Source organism: Zhongshania sp. (assembly GCF_047636175.1).
Lineage (GTDB): Bacteria > Pseudomonadota > Gammaproteobacteria > Pseudomonadales > Spongiibacteraceae > Spongiibacter.
Map to the genome: position 1 here is coordinate 88,310 of NZ_JBLIKC010000007.1, position 13,510 is coordinate 101,819.

Below are 13,510 nucleotides of genomic sequence, written 5' to 3' on the forward strand. Positions count from 1 at the left end.
AAGCGCTTAAATTGGTTGAACATTAACCATATAGCCCCTATAATTTGCCCCGATTTTTGGATAACAAGCACGAGCACAAAATCGGCCATATTTGGCAACAGCGGTGGCATTATGACAGCAGGAAATGAGCGGGAAAATCCGCGGGCTGCTCGTAAAATATTAAAACCACCGATACTGAAAATATACGGTTTTCAATGTGCGCTTGTGCTACTAGCCAGTGCCATACTGTTTCCTCTGGATAAGGTAACGGCCTATTCCGCAGTCATCGGGGGAATGATTTCCGTTGTGCCGAATGCGTATTTCGCGCGCCAAGTGTTTCGCTACGCTGGTGCTGCTTTTGCTCGGGAAGTCGCTCGGTCATTTTACCGAGGTGAATCCGGAAAATTTGTGTTAACACTGGCTTTATTTGCTGCCACGTTTGCACTGGTTCAGCCCTTACAGGTATTTGTCCTATTCATGACATACCTAAGCATTATGCTGCTGAATGCGGTAATACTTGCCCGCTATGCTTTATTGGGCAACAGAATTTAAAACTTTGGTCAACGCGTTAACATTTACGAGAGTGACACATGGCAGGTGAATCGCAATCCACCGTTGGTTATATCCAGCATCATCTTACTAATCTGACCTATGGCAAATTGCCAGCGGGCTATGAACGCCTTGACGACGAAGGTCACGTTCATGAAGTGCTATCACAAGATATATGGACCATTGCCCACAGTGGTGCGGAAGCGTCAGATATGGGGTTCATGGCTATTCATGTCGATTCCATGTTGTGGTCTATTGGTCTTGGCTTCTTGTTTCTATTAATTTTTGCTCGCATCGCCAAGCGCGCCCACAGCGGTGTTCCTCGCGGGGCTCAAAATTTGTTAGAAATGATAGTTGGGTTTATTGATCAGACTGTTAAAGATGGATTCCATCATAAAAATGCCATGATAGCGCCTATGGCACTAACCATCTTCATATGGATTATTCTGATGAATGCCATGGATTTGGTGCCGGTGGATTGGATACCGATGTTTATGGCTTGGGTAACAGGTGACCCGCACTTCTTCTTTAAAGTGGTGCCGACAACTGATCCAAATGTAACCTTGGGCATGGGTTTCACTGTCTTTGGATTGATGGTCTACTTCACCATTGCCAAAAAAGGCTTTATGGGCTTTGTTAAAGAGTTAACACTGCACCCGTTTCACAGCCCAAAATGGTACGTCAATATTTTACTAGTGCCGATTAACTTTGCACTGGAAGCCATATCTTGGATTTCTAAACCAATCTCTCTGGGTTTGCGGTTATTCGGCAATATGTATGCCGGTGAAATGATATTTATCTTGATTGCGACGATGTTTGGTGCCGGTTTGGTACTTGGTATATTCGCTGGTGTGTTGCAGTGGGCGTGGGCGGTATTCCACATTCTTGTTATTACACTACAAGCTTTCGTCTTTATGGTGTTGACCATTGTATATATGGCAACGGCGCACCAAATTGAAGAAGAAGACCAGTTTCACTGATTAACATTTTTATTAACTTAAAGTTGAAAGTAGGAGAACTACCATGGGTTTAGCACTGATCGCTGTTGCTTTGATGATTGGTTTTGGCGCACTGGGAACTGCAATTGGTTTTGCAATCCTGGGCGGTAAGTTGCTGGAAGGTTCAGCACGTCAGCCAGAATTAGCACCAATGTTGCAAGGTAAAATGTTCCTTATCGCTGGTCTGCTTGATGCAGTTCCAATGATTGGCGTTGGTATTGCAATGTACGTTCTGTTTGTTGTTGTTCCAGGTTTGCCAGTTTAATTGCCTGTAGCTAATAAACACCAACAGCAAATTCATACAGCAGAGGTATCGGCGTGAATATTAATCTCACACTGATTGGACAATCGATCAGCTTTCTGTTCTTTGTGTGGTTCTCCTACAAGTTTGTATGGGGTGCTATTCGCACGGCGATGGATGAGCGTGAAAAGCAAATCGCTGATGGTCTGGACGCTGCAGATCGCGCCGGTCGTGATCTTGAGCTTGCTCAAGAGAAAGCGACTAAGCATTTGCGCGAAGCGAAAGTAGATGCATCAGGCATTATTGATGCAGCTAACAAGCGCGCTAGCCAGATTGTTGAAGAAGCAAAAGACGTAGCACGAACTGAGGGCGAACGCCTGAAAGCGGCTGCTGAAGCACAGATTGAACAAGATGTGAATCGCGCGAAAGAACAGCTGCGTTCACAAGTTTCAAAACTGGCTCTGGTTGGCGCTGAAAAAGTGCTTGAAGCATCTATCGATGAGTCTATCCACAAAGACATGGTCGATAAGCTGGCCGCAAGCCTTTAAGCGAGGTTGATCATGGCGGAATTAAGCACAACAGCTAGACCTTATGCTAAAGCGGCTTTTGAGTACGCTTTAGCGGCATCGTCGTTAGGCGAATGGTCTGTCATGCTGGCAACAGCAGCAGCCGTCGCACAACATGCGGAAGTGAAAAAGTTTTTAAGCTCTCCGGCGATGACAACCGAACAGCAAGCTCAGATGTTTATCGATGTCTGCGCTGATACATTTAATGCTGGCGGCAAAAATTTCATCAAGATTCTGGCAGAAAACAAGCGCTTAGAGTTACTTCCTACTATTAGCGAATTGTTTGAAGCGCAAAAGTCCATCCAAGAACGCATAGTGGATGTGGAACTGACTACAGCGTTCGCGCTGGACTCAGAGTCTGAGAAGCGTCTTGTTGAAGTTTTAAGCAAAAAATTGGCACGCGAAGTCAACGTTCACACTACCATCGATCCTTTATTATTGGGCGGTGTCGTTGTGAAAGCCGGTGATTTGGTAATAGATGGCTCGGTGCGCGGTCGCTTAGCGAAACTCGCTGAAGCATTAAATTCTTGAGCGTAAAGAGAATAGGATTGAGGAACAGAGCATGCAGCAACTGAATCCATCCGAGATTAGCGATATTATCAAACAGCGCATCGACAATTTAGATGTGTCTGCTCAGGCCCAGAATGAGGGCACGGTAGTATCCGTATCAGACGGTATCGTACGTATCCACGGTTTAACCGATGTGATGTACGGTGAAATGATAGAGTTTGAAGGTGGCCGTTTTGGTATGGCCCTTAACCTTGAGCGCGACTCTGTAGGTGCCGTTGTATTAGGCGACTACCTTGGAATAGCCGAAGGTCAAACCTGTAAATGTACAAACCGGATCTTAGAAGTACCCGTTGGACCGGAATTGCTTGGTCGCGTCGTTGACGCGCTGGGTAACCCTATCGACGGTAAAGGTCCTATTAACGCGAAAATAACCGACGCAGTTGAAAAAGTTGCTCCGGGCGTAATTTGGCGTAAATCGGTAGACCAGCCTGTGCAGATCGGCTTGAAAGCCGTTGACGCGATGGTGCCAATTGGTCGTGGCCAGCGCGAGCTTATCATTGGTGACCGCCAAATCGGTAAAACCGCAATTGCGATCGATGCCATCATTAACCAGAAATCTTCTGGTATTAAATGTGTGTACGTTGCAATTGGTCAGAAAGCATCTTCTATAGCTGCAGTTGTGCGGAAATTAGAAGAGCACGGCGCTATGGATCACACAGTTGTGGTTGCAGCTACCGCGTCTGACCCAGCGTCTATGCAGTTTATCGCACCGTTCACCGGCTGTACTATTGGTGAGTATTACCGAGATCGCGGCGAAGATGCACTCATCATCTATGATGATTTGACCAAGCAGGCTTTCGCCTATCGTCAAATTTCGCTGTTGTTACGGCGCCCACCAGGCCGTGAAGCCTACCCCGGCGATGTATTTTACCTCCACTCACGGTTACTAGAGCGCGCAGCCCGCGTTTCAGAAGCTTACGTTGAGAAATACACCGACGGTGAAGTGAAAGGTAAAACGGGATCACTAACGGCTCTGCCTATTATTGAGACCCAAGCAGGTGACGTTTCGGCTTTTGTACCGACTAACGTTATCTCTATTACCGACGGTCAGATCTTTGTCGAAACCGATATGTTTAACTCCGGTATTCGCCCAGCAATGAACGCGGGTGTATCAGTATCGCGAGTTGGTGGTGCGGCACAGACTAAGATTATTAAGAAATTATCTGGTGGTATTCGTACCGCATTGGCTCAGTACCGTGAATTGGCTGCGTTTTCGCAGTTCGCCTCTGATCTTGATGAAGCGACTAAAGCTCAGCTTTCAAATGGTGAGCGCGTTACCGAGCTGATGAAGCAGAAACAGTATAGCCCCCTCAGTATTGCTGAAATGGGTCTGTCTTTGTACTGCGCTAACGAAGGCCACTTGAAAAACGTTGAAGTTGCTAAGGTTCTAGACTTTGAATCAGCAATTCTATCTTTCGCCAATAGCGAATACGCTGCGGTTATGAAAGACATCAACGAAAGCGGTAGCTGGAACGCGGAACTGGAAGGCAAGTTCAAAGAACTCGTTGAAAAGTTCAAGTCAACTCAGACTTGGTAAGACGTTAAGCTGCGCGCAAGCGCAGCTTTTCTGCTTGAGGATTGTTGAATCATGGCAGGTGCAAAAGAGATACGCACCCAAATATCCAGCATCAAGAGCACGCAAAAGATCACTAGCGCCATGGAAATGGTTGCGGCGAGTAAAATGCGTAGAGCTCAAGATCGTATGGAATTGGGTAAACCCTATTCACAGCGCATGCGCGCAGTGGTAGGCCATATCGCCAATGCTAATCCAGAGTACCGTCATCAGTATATGGTTGAACGGGAAGTTAAGCGTGTCGGCTATATTATAGTTTCTACTGACCGCGGACTGTGTGGTGGCTTGAATACTAATGTGTTCAAAAAAGCCATAAAAGCTATGCAAGCTTGGTCGGAAGAGAACGTAGAAATTGATTTGTGCTTATTAGGCAGCAAGGCCGGCGCATTTTTCAAGAGCCACGGCGGTAATGTGGTAGCAGCGAGAAAAGACATGGGTGAAGCGCCCAGTGTTGCGGACTTGATTGGTAGCGTTAAGATCATGCTTGATGCATACGGCGAAGGCAAAATTGACCGTCTGTATTTGGTTGGTAATGAGTTTGTTAATACCATGACTCAGAACCCATTTGTAAGTCAGTTATTGCCTCTGGAAGCAGAGCAAGATGACAGCCTAAAGCATCACTGGGATTATCTTTACGAGCCCAACCCTGAAGAATTATTGGACGGCTTGTTGACTCGCTATGTCGAATCGCAGGTTTACCAGACAGTGGTTGAGAACGGTGCCTGTGAACAGGCTGCACGTATGATCGCAATGAAGGGCGCGACCGACAATGCTGGAGATATTATCGACGGCCTGCAGCTGGTTTACAACAAGGCGCGTCAGGCAGCGATTACCCAGGAACTGTCAGAAATAGTGAGTGGTGCGGCAGCAGTCTAGCCGTAAATAGCTTTCACCACTGAAACAGAATTTGATTATTTAAGGTTTTGAAGAGGAACCGGACATGAGTAGCGGACGTATCGTACAAGTTATCGGCGCCGTTATCGACGTGGAATTTCCACGCGATGCGGTACCACAGATTTATGATGCACTGTTGGTTACTGACAGCGGTTTGACGCTGGAAGTGCAGCAGCAATTAGGAGACGGCGTAGTTCGTACTATCGCTCTCGGTTCTTCTGAAGGATTGCGTCGTGGTCTAGATGTTACCAATACCAATGACAAGATCCTGGTACCTGTGGGCATTGAAACCCTCGGCCGTATCATGGATGTACTTGGTAATCCTATTGATGAGTGTGGGCCTATTGGTGAAAAAGAGCGTATGCCAATTCACCGTGACGCCCCTGCCTACGAAGAATTAGCTGCGTCTTCTGAGCTGCTAGAAACGGGTATTAAGGTTATCGACCTGGTTTGTCCTTTCGCCCGCGGTGGTAAAGTTGGTCTATTCGGTGGTGCGGGTGTTGGTAAAACCGTAAACATGATGGAGCTGATTAACAACATCGCAACCGAGCACAGCGGCTTGTCGGTATTTGCTGGTGTTGGTGAGCGTACTCGTGAAGGTAATGACTTCTACCACGAAATGCAGGAAGCTGGCGTTGTAAACGTTAAAGAATTCAGCAAATCTAAAGTAGCAATGGTTTACGGTCAGATGAACGAGCCACCGGGTAACCGGTTACGAGTAGCTCTGACAGGTTTGACCATGGCGGAAAAATTCCGTGACGAAGGCCGTGACGTACTATTATTTATTGATAACATCTATCGCTATACTCTGGCTGGTACAGAAGTATCTGCACTGTTAGGTCGTATGCCATCAGCGGTAGGTTATCAGCCTACACTGGCGTCAGAGATGGGTGCTCTTCAGGAGCGTATCACCTCAACCAAAAGCGGTTCTATCACGTCGATTCAAGCTGTATATGTACCTGCGGATGATTTGACTGACCCAGCGCCAGCAACTACGTTCGCTCACTTGGATTCAACCGTTACACTGAGCCGAGATATCGCGTCTAAAGGTATTTACCCTGCAGTAGATCCATTGGATTCCACCTCACGTCAGTTGGATCCACTGATCATTGGTGTAGAGCACTATGAAGTCGCTCGTGGTGTACAGATGGTATTACAGCGTTATAAAGAGCTGAAAGATATCATCGCCATCCTAGGTATGGATGAGCTGTCTGAGGAAGATAAAAAGACAGTTGAACGCGCACGTAAAATTGAGCGTTTCTTGTCACAGCCTTTCCATGTTGCTGAAATATTCACCGGCAGCCCAGGTAAGTATGTATCTTTGAAAGATACTATTGCTGGTTTTAAAGGCATTCTCGGCGGTGATTACGATCATCTTCCAGAGCAGGCTTTCTACATGGTTGGTACTATCGACGAAGCAATCGAGAAAGCGGCTAAACTGTAAGCTCGCGCAAGCGAGCTTTATGCCTAAGAGGCTATAAATATGGCTATGACTATTCATTGTGACATCGTGAGTGCAGAAGCAGAGTTGTTCTCTGGTCGTGCCAAGCTGATTGTTGCCAACGGTACTCAGGGTGACCTGGGTGTGACCTATGGTCACGCGCCCTTGCTAACATCCTTGGAACCCGGTCCGATACGTATCGTTCAAGATAACGGCGAAGAGATTATTTTCTACGTCTCTGGCGGATTTCTGGAAGTACAGCCCAATGTGGTGAGTATTCTTGCAGATACTGCTATCCGTGCTGGAGACCTCGACGAGGCATCAGCAATGGAAGCGCAGAAACATGCTCAACAGGCGATGTTAGATCAGAGTGGGGATATCGACTACTCACGGGCTGCAGCTCAATTGGCAGCGGCATCGGCTCAGCTCCGGACCTTACAGCAAATTCGTAAGTCACTGAGTAAATAATACGGTTTTCCATATTAAGAAAAGGGCGGCTCTGGCCGCCCTTTTTTGTTTCCGTTACTATCTCCCGTTACAGTGTCCCGATTACTAAAATACGTATCACCGCTAAGGGTTTAATAATGACATTAGACGTAGTGATTCTGGCCGCCGGCCAGGGAAGCCGCATGCGCTCCAAGCTACCGAAAGTACTGCATGAAATTGCTGGCCGAAGTATGCTTATGCACGTGGTTGAGGTGGCAGCAAAGATCAGCGCTGATAATACTCATATTGTAATTGGCCATGGCGCAGACCTCGTTAAAAAGAGCATTCCCAACCACACAGTGAAGTGGTCGCTACAGACAGAACAAAAAGGCACCGGTCACGCCGTTGCACAAGCGCTCCCCGCCATCGAAGATGACGCCCAAGTTATTATTCTTTACGGCGATGTACCATTAATATCGGCAGAAACCCTAAGCGCTCTATTAGACTATAAGGCCGCTAATGCTCTATCTCTACTCACGGTAAAGCTGGCGGACCCAAGCGGTTACGGGCGCATTATTCGCGAGGCCAACGACCAAGTTGTTGCCATTGTTGAACAGAAAGATGCCAGCGCTCAGCAGTTAGCCATAAACGAAGTCAACACCGGAATTATGGCAACATCAGCGCACAATCTTAAGCGTTGGCTGCCACTACTTAAATCAAACAATGCCCAAGGTGAATATTATCTAACGGATATCGTCGCCATGGCGGTGGCGGACAATATCCCCATCGTTGTTTGTCACGCTAGCCACCCAATGGAAGTTCAGGGCGCCAATAATAGACTCCAATTACAGCAGTTAGAGCGCTTCTATCAACAGCTAGCAGCTAATGCACTGATGGCTGGTGGCGCAACACTTGCTGACGCTACACGTATCGACATTCGGGGTACCTTACAAACGGGAGAAGACGTTTATATAGACGTCAATTGCGTATTTGAAGGCGACGTCTCCCTAGGCGACGGCGTAAGAATAGGCCCGAATTGTCATATTATAAATTCCAAGGTATCACGTCATTGCGAAGTAAAATCTAATTCGGTTATTGAAGGCGCTGTCTTGGCGGAGTCATGCACTATTGGCCCCTTTGCTCGTTTGCGCCCCGGCACAGTGTTAGCCAGAGGCGTAAAAATTGGTAATTTTGTGGAAACCAAGAAAGCGAATATCGGGATAAATAGTAAAGTCAGCCATTTAAGTTATATCGGCGACGCCGAAATAGGACGTGATGTAAATATTGGCGCTGGTACGATAACGTGTAACTATGATGGCGTTAATAAATTTAAAACTCAAATAGCGGACAGCGTTTTTATTGGCTCAAATACCGCGCTAGTAGCCCCTGTAACAGTTGGCAAGGGAGCGACGGTTGGCGCTGGCTCAACGATCACCGGAAATATTGCTGAAGGCGAATTAGCCGTTGCTCGCGCTAAACAAAAAAATATTAGGTCATGGAAGCGTCCTGTTAAAAAGTCTCAGGATTAATCTGTAACAACATAATTTTATAAGGATAGTAACTATGTGTGGCATTGTGGGTGCAGTAGCACAGCGCGAAGTTTCCGGAATATTATTGGAAGGTTTGCGCCGCCTAGAATATCGTGGCTACGATTCTGCCGGCATGGCTATTATCGATCCATCAGGTGACATACAAAATCGCAAACGGGTCGGTAAAGTTCAAGTGCTGTCCGAGGAACTCATGGCTAGTCCATTACACGGACGAGTCGGTATTGCCCATACGCGGTGGGCCACCCACGGCCAGCCCTCGGAGATAAATGCGCATCCCCATTTATCTGGTGATATTGCCCTTGTTCATAACGGTATTATAGAAAATCACGCAGACCTGCGCCTTCGTTTAGAGAAGTTAGGCTACGTGTTTATTTCCCAAACAGACACCGAAACCATCGTTCATCTAATCCATCATTATTACAAAGATCAACAAAATCTGATGGCCGCACTTAAACTAACAATTGTTGATTTACATGGCGCCTACGGATTGGCGCTTATTAATACCGCGGAGCCAGAAAGAATATTGTGCGCACGCAAAGGTAGCCCCTTAGTAATTGGAATTGGTATTGGCGAGAATTTTATCGCATCAGATCAATTGGCCCTAAGGCAAGTCACCGATCGTTTTGTATATTTGGAAGAAGGTGATATCGCAGAAATTACACCCGATGAATATACTATTTATAATTCGGAATTTGTGCAGATCTCCCGAGAAATAACTCAAATAGATACCGCTGCCGACTCAGCTGATAAAGGCAATTATCGGCATTTTATGTTGAAAGAAATTTACGAACAGCCCGCGGTAATCCGCCGCTCTTTAGCGGGAAGATTAGGTAGTAAAAAGATTCTTATTGAGGCAATGGGTTCTCGTGCTGCGCCGATTCTCGAAAAAATTTCGTCTGTCCAAATAGTGGCCTGCGGCACAAGCTATCACGCGGGAATGGTAGCAAAATACTGGATAGAAGGCCTAGCAGGTGTTCCTTGCCGAGTAGAAGTTGCCAGTGAATTCCGCTATAGGAAATTTAAAGTTCAAGACAATACTCTCTTTGTGACTATCTCCCAGTCTGGTGAAACAGCAGATACCCTTGCCGCATTAAAAATGGCAAAAAACCTGGGTTATTCTGCATCACTTGCGGTTTGTAATGTGGCGCAAAGCTCACTAGTAAGAGAGTCTGACTTATATCTAATGACGGAAGCGGGACCGGAAATTGGTGTTGCATCGACAAAGGCGTTTACCACACAGTTAGTTGCTCTACTATTTTTAACCGTGGCACTGGGTCGACACCACGATATTACCGAAACCCAAGAGGAAGAGATCGTTAGCGCCTTAAATTCGCTTCCGGATTTATTGACTGAAACCTTGGCATTAAATTTAGATATAAAAGAAATGGCAAACGCCTTTGCTGATAAACATCACGCATTATTTCTCGGCCGTGGCGCCCAGTGGCCAGTTGCGATGGAGGGCGCCCTTAAGCTAAAAGAAATATCATATATTCATGCTGAGAGTTACCCAGCAGGCGAGCTTAAGCATGGCCCTTTAGCGCTGGTAGATGCGGATATGCCCGTTGTTGCGGTTGCGCCGAATAACCTGTTATTAGAGAAATTAAAATCAAATATTGAAGAAGTGCAGGCGCGTGGCGGGCAGCTATTTGTCTTCAGTGACAAAGCTGCCGGATTTAAGGCGGCTAAGGGCATGAATATTATCGAACTGCCGCACTCCAGTGATATTATCGCTCCGATTATATACACCGTACCACTCCAGCTACTGTCGTATCACGTTGCTATACTTAAAGGAACCGATGTTGATCAGCCGAGAAATTTAGCTAAATCAGTCACTGTGGAGTAGCGGGAAGCGATCAACAATAAAGTAATAAAATATTTATAGGTAGATAGCCCGAGCAGACTATTATTAAAAAATATCTGGTATTTTATGCTTATCCAGTTGGCCTTTAAATCAGTATTATTTTGCTTATTTTGCAGTTTCAATATCCGCGCTTTAAGCGCGGGCTGAAGAAAGTACTGCTAGGCTAGACTTACAGCTGATTGTTGCTCTAGATGTTGCGCTAAGCCGGCTGGTAGTCTCAGTGCTTGTTCAAGTTGATTTAAATACTCCCGTTCACTTGGTTGGTCCACCTCAATGGCGAAGCAAGAAATCAAGTAAACCTCTGTTTTTTGTTCAAGGGTATTTGTCTCTCGAACGAGCTCCTCAATGCTGGGCGGCTTGCGTAATAAATCGAATACTTGGTTTTTCATCTCTGGTGCCAACTGGATTTTATCGACGGCATCAAAAATCTTGTCTTGTTCCTTCGAATCAATCTCTGAATCCGCCCTAGCCGCCGCTATCATTGCTTTTATTAAGGTTAGCTGAAATTTGTCATCGAGCGTGGCGGTAGTTTCAAAGCTACTTTTACTAACCGGTACCAGTGTTTGCGGTCCGCTGTGTTGCTCATTTGAAGATTGCTTCCAGTTCTTGAAAGCGCTGTAAGCGACACCACCTAGCAAGGCTGCACCACCCACGGTTGCGGCCTTGCCGGCAAATTTCCGGGCTTTTTTATTGCCGACTAAAAGAGCGACCAAGCCTCCTGCAGCAGCGCCGCCGGCGAGGCCTCCGGGTAAACCGGAGACGAGCTGACTGATGCCACCTTTGGCGTGACCGAGCGGACCGCCCTGGCCAAGAGTGGCCTGTTCTTGCTCTTGACCGGCTCCCATAAACTGACTGAGTAATGTCTGTAAATTCATAGTTGTTACCTCGCTATAACTAGCCCTATTCGTCGTTCATAAAACCCATAAGGTGAAGCAGGCTGGTGAATAAATTAAATATCGCGACGAAAAGTGTGGTCGTTGCCATGATGTAATTGGTTTCACCGCCGTTGATGATATTGCTAGTTTCATACAGAATGAGACCAGACATTAGCAGCACAAACATTGCTGAGACCGCTAAAGATAATGCCGCTAAGTCAAAGAAATAAGCGCCTATCGCCGCGAGGAAGCCCACTAGAATTCCAACAGCCAGAAAGCCGCCCAGAAAGCTGAAGTCTTTCTTGGTAGTTAGAACGTAGCTAGAAAGTCCAAGGAAGATAAACCCGGTTGCTCCCATTGCGTTCATGATGATCTGACCACCGTTTACTAAACTCATAAAGGCATTTAACATCGGCCCGAGGGTGAAACCCATAAAGCCGGTCAGTGCGAATACACAGACAATACCCAAGCCGCTGTTGCGGAACTTTGAGGTTGCGTACAACAAACCAAAGTACCCAACCAGAGTCAGAATTAAACCGGGATGTGGTAGGTTTAATGCCATAGAAAGACCGGCTACCGCGCCACTGAATAACAGGGTCATCGAAAGCAATATATAGGTGTTTCTAAGCACTGTAGTCTGAACGTACGTAGAGCTGGGATTACCGGCCTTAGCCGCTTCATAAATCATTTTGTTGTCCATTAGTGTTCTCCTGCTTCATATAGATAATCTTCGGATTCAGCTTCAATTGATGTATCCGGCCAATTATTGGATCGGTCGCTGGGCCGATTATTTTTGCTACGTGATTTAGCCAGACGTCGTGTAAATGTTCTGTTGGCGCGACTTGCTGCTTTATCGATAGCTACTTGCCAATTGTCTTGAACATCATCTATGACAATGTCGCTCTGGCCTGCCATCATGATTCGTACCTGGCAACGTTTGTCTTCACCCCCTCGCGGGCCATTTATATCTGATAGGGTGACATCGATTTGATGTGTCTGTGGGTATCTAGTCGCCAGAGCGAAATCCATCCGCCGCCGCACATACTCTTCCAGTCCCTGATTGATAGAGACATGGCGAAGCTTTAAATTAATTCTCATCTTGCTCTCCTGTATCCTCGTAAGAATATTTTGAGTTTGAAGACTTATTCTAGAACCAGAAAACAATAAGGTATATTCGAATTATTGGTTCGAATAAGTCGTAAAAACCGAGTTATCACAAACCCTAAAATGGACGCATATAGTGGGTTTCTGCCTTGGGGATAAGCCGAGGGTGTTTAGTGAGCGCAGTTCCTTGCCTCGCATCTCAGATGTGATTAATCGTTGCTACGGATAAAACTCGAAAGTCTCTTGAATGGTTGATGGATGGGGTTCAGAGTACGCCGAAGCGCCTGACTTTTGCGGCGGGCATATCTTTTAAGCGGCAAGCCGCTGTGCAAAAGTCTCAGACTAAGCAGTACAACACTGATCAACGTGACGACCGGCATTCCGCTATCCAGACCCTTGCTCGTCAGCGCCACGACTAACAGTAGTAAAGAAAGACCACCTATGAAACGAAAAAGATTAAACCAGTGACGTTTGTCAGCAGGCAGAAATAGTCGGGTAATATCGCGACGTCGGCGCCATTGCGATGGAGCTCGGTGGCTTGATTAGAAAGCTCGAGATCAATCACTATTTTTGGGTAACGAGATTGAAACTCTTCCAAGAGTGGCAGCGGGCGGAATTCCGCATAGGACGGTAGGGCGCTGATACGCAGCACCTCAGATGGCGAATTTTGGTAGTTCCCTACTCTACTCTCGGCTCTATCGATAGCGACCAGTATGTCTTTAAATTCATTGAGATAAATCTTGCCAATTTCAGTCCGGGCCAAATGGCGAGTGCTGGGCTGTAATAGCTCGGCACCGCGCTCGGACTCCCAGCGTTTGAATACTGCGGGAGTCGGTTGACACCGGCGCGTTCGCCAGCTTGGCAGCCGAACTGAAATTCCCGC

The 13,510-nt window shown here is 46.7% G+C and carries 15 protein-coding genes; 11 read left to right on the top strand and 4 right to left on the bottom strand.

Annotated features, from left to right (window positions below):
- Positions 1 to 111: 111 nt before the first annotated feature.
- The 11 genes from ACI955_RS05690 to glmS all read left to right on the top strand — a co-directional run bounded on the left by ACI955_RS05690 (position 112) and on the right by glmS (position 10,630).
- The gene (locus tag ACI955_RS05690) at positions 112 to 531 is read left to right on the top strand and encodes an ATP synthase subunit I (protein ID WP_415242767.1); all 420 of its coding nucleotides are present in this window, start codon (positions 112 to 114) and stop codon (positions 529 to 531) included.
- A 38-nt stretch (positions 532 to 569) separates the two neighbouring features.
- Positions 570 to 1,508 (top strand): F0F1 ATP synthase subunit A, encoded by a 939-nt coding sequence (atpB, locus tag ACI955_RS05695; RefSeq protein WP_415242768.1) that lies wholly within the window; start codon positions 570 to 572, stop codon positions 1,506 to 1,508.
- Positions 1,509 to 1,551: 43 nt separating this feature from the next.
- On the top strand, positions 1,552 to 1,791 hold the full coding sequence (atpE, locus tag ACI955_RS05700; protein WP_368374323.1) for a F0F1 ATP synthase subunit C: 240 nt from the start codon (positions 1,552 to 1,554) through the stop codon (positions 1,789 to 1,791).
- Positions 1,792 to 1,844: 53 nt separating this feature from the next.
- Positions 1,845 to 2,315, top strand: coding sequence for a F0F1 ATP synthase subunit B (locus ACI955_RS05705; protein ID WP_415242769.1), 471 nt, complete (start codon positions 1,845 to 1,847; stop codon positions 2,313 to 2,315).
- Between the two features lie 12 nt (positions 2,316 to 2,327).
- Entirely contained in the window at positions 2,328 to 2,864 is a 537-nt protein-coding gene (locus ACI955_RS05710) for a F0F1 ATP synthase subunit delta (protein ID WP_415242770.1), read from the top strand.
- A gap of 31 nt (positions 2,865 to 2,895) precedes the next feature.
- On the top strand, positions 2,896 to 4,440 hold the full coding sequence (atpA, locus tag ACI955_RS05715; protein ID WP_415242771.1) for a F0F1 ATP synthase subunit alpha: 1,545 nt from the start codon (positions 2,896 to 2,898) through the stop codon (positions 4,438 to 4,440).
- Between the two features lie 51 nt (positions 4,441 to 4,491).
- Positions 4,492 to 5,352, top strand: coding sequence for a F0F1 ATP synthase subunit gamma (gene atpG / locus ACI955_RS05720; protein WP_415242772.1), 861 nt, complete (start codon positions 4,492 to 4,494; stop codon positions 5,350 to 5,352).
- 64 nt (positions 5,353 to 5,416) lie between these two features.
- A complete protein-coding gene (gene atpD / locus ACI955_RS05725; RefSeq protein ID WP_415242773.1) occupies positions 5,417 to 6,814 on the top strand; it encodes a F0F1 ATP synthase subunit beta in 1,398 nt (465 codons plus the stop codon).
- A gap of 39 nt (positions 6,815 to 6,853) precedes the next feature.
- On the top strand, positions 6,854 to 7,279 hold the full coding sequence (locus ACI955_RS05730) for a F0F1 ATP synthase subunit epsilon (protein WP_415242774.1): 426 nt from the start codon (positions 6,854 to 6,856) through the stop codon (positions 7,277 to 7,279).
- A 116-nt stretch (positions 7,280 to 7,395) separates the two neighbouring features.
- Positions 7,396 to 8,766, top strand: coding sequence for a bifunctional UDP-N-acetylglucosamine diphosphorylase/glucosamine-1-phosphate N-acetyltransferase GlmU (glmU, locus tag ACI955_RS05735; protein WP_415242775.1), 1,371 nt, complete (start codon positions 7,396 to 7,398; stop codon positions 8,764 to 8,766).
- Between the two features lie 34 nt (positions 8,767 to 8,800).
- On the top strand, positions 8,801 to 10,630 hold the full coding sequence (glmS, locus tag ACI955_RS05740; RefSeq protein ID WP_415242776.1) for a glutamine--fructose-6-phosphate transaminase (isomerizing): 1,830 nt from the start codon (positions 8,801 to 8,803) through the stop codon (positions 10,628 to 10,630).
- A gap of 176 nt (positions 10,631 to 10,806) precedes the next feature.
- On the opposite strand, the gene ACI955_RS05745 is transcribed toward glmS, so the two are convergent.
- The 4 genes from ACI955_RS05745 to ACI955_RS05760 form a co-directional block, all read right to left on the bottom strand.
- Positions 10,807 to 11,523 carry a tellurite resistance TerB family protein gene (locus ACI955_RS05745; RefSeq protein ID WP_415242777.1) on the bottom strand — a complete coding sequence of 239 codons (717 nt, stop codon included), beginning with the start codon at positions 11,521 to 11,523 and terminating at the stop codon, positions 10,807 to 10,809.
- A 25-nt stretch (positions 11,524 to 11,548) separates the two neighbouring features.
- Positions 11,549 to 12,223: a Bax inhibitor-1/YccA family protein gene (locus ACI955_RS05750; RefSeq protein WP_415242778.1), complete on the bottom strand. Its 675-nt coding sequence runs from the start codon at positions 12,221 to 12,223 to the stop codon at positions 11,549 to 11,551.
- Complete coding sequence (locus ACI955_RS05755; protein WP_415242779.1) at positions 12,223 to 12,621, bottom strand: HPF/RaiA family ribosome-associated protein; 399 nt, start codon at positions 12,619 to 12,621, stop codon at positions 12,223 to 12,225. Before ACI955_RS05755 ends, ACI955_RS05750 begins: the two co-directional genes overlap by 1 nt.
- A gap of 445 nt (positions 12,622 to 13,066) precedes the next feature.
- Positions 13,067 to 13,390, bottom strand: a complete 324-nt coding sequence (locus ACI955_RS05760; protein ID WP_415242780.1) for a LysR substrate-binding domain-containing protein — start codon at positions 13,388 to 13,390, stop codon at positions 13,067 to 13,069.
- Positions 13,391 to 13,510 lie beyond the last annotated feature (120 nt).

Coding starts and splice junctions, on each gene's coding strand:
- ACI955_RS05690 (WP_415242767.1), top strand. CDS start 112: ATGACAGCAGGAAATGAGCGGGAAAATCCGCGGGCTGCTCGTAAAATA.
- atpB (WP_415242768.1), top strand. CDS start 570: ATGGCAGGTGAATCGCAATCCACCGTTGGTTATATCCAGCATCATCTT.
- atpE (WP_368374323.1), top strand. CDS start 1,552: ATGGGTTTAGCACTGATCGCTGTTGCTTTGATGATTGGTTTTGGCGCA.
- ACI955_RS05710 (WP_415242770.1), top strand. CDS start 2,328: ATGGCGGAATTAAGCACAACAGCTAGACCTTATGCTAAAGCGGCTTTT.
- atpA (WP_415242771.1), top strand. CDS start 2,896: ATGCAGCAACTGAATCCATCCGAGATTAGCGATATTATCAAACAGCGC.
- atpG (WP_415242772.1), top strand. CDS start 4,492: ATGGCAGGTGCAAAAGAGATACGCACCCAAATATCCAGCATCAAGAGC.
- atpD (WP_415242773.1), top strand. CDS start 5,417: ATGAGTAGCGGACGTATCGTACAAGTTATCGGCGCCGTTATCGACGTG.
- ACI955_RS05730 (WP_415242774.1), top strand. CDS start 6,854: ATGGCTATGACTATTCATTGTGACATCGTGAGTGCAGAAGCAGAGTTG.
- glmU (WP_415242775.1), top strand. CDS start 7,396: ATGACATTAGACGTAGTGATTCTGGCCGCCGGCCAGGGAAGCCGCATG.
- glmS (WP_415242776.1), top strand. CDS start 8,801: ATGTGTGGCATTGTGGGTGCAGTAGCACAGCGCGAAGTTTCCGGAATA.
- ACI955_RS05745 (WP_415242777.1), bottom strand. CDS start 11,523: ATGAATTTACAGACATTACTCAGTCAGTTTATGGGAGCCGGTCAAGAG.
- ACI955_RS05750 (WP_415242778.1), bottom strand. CDS start 12,223: ATGGACAACAAAATGATTTATGAAGCGGCTAAGGCCGGTAATCCCAGC.
- ACI955_RS05755 (WP_415242779.1), bottom strand. CDS start 12,621: ATGAGAATTAATTTAAAGCTTCGCCATGTCTCTATCAATCAGGGACTG.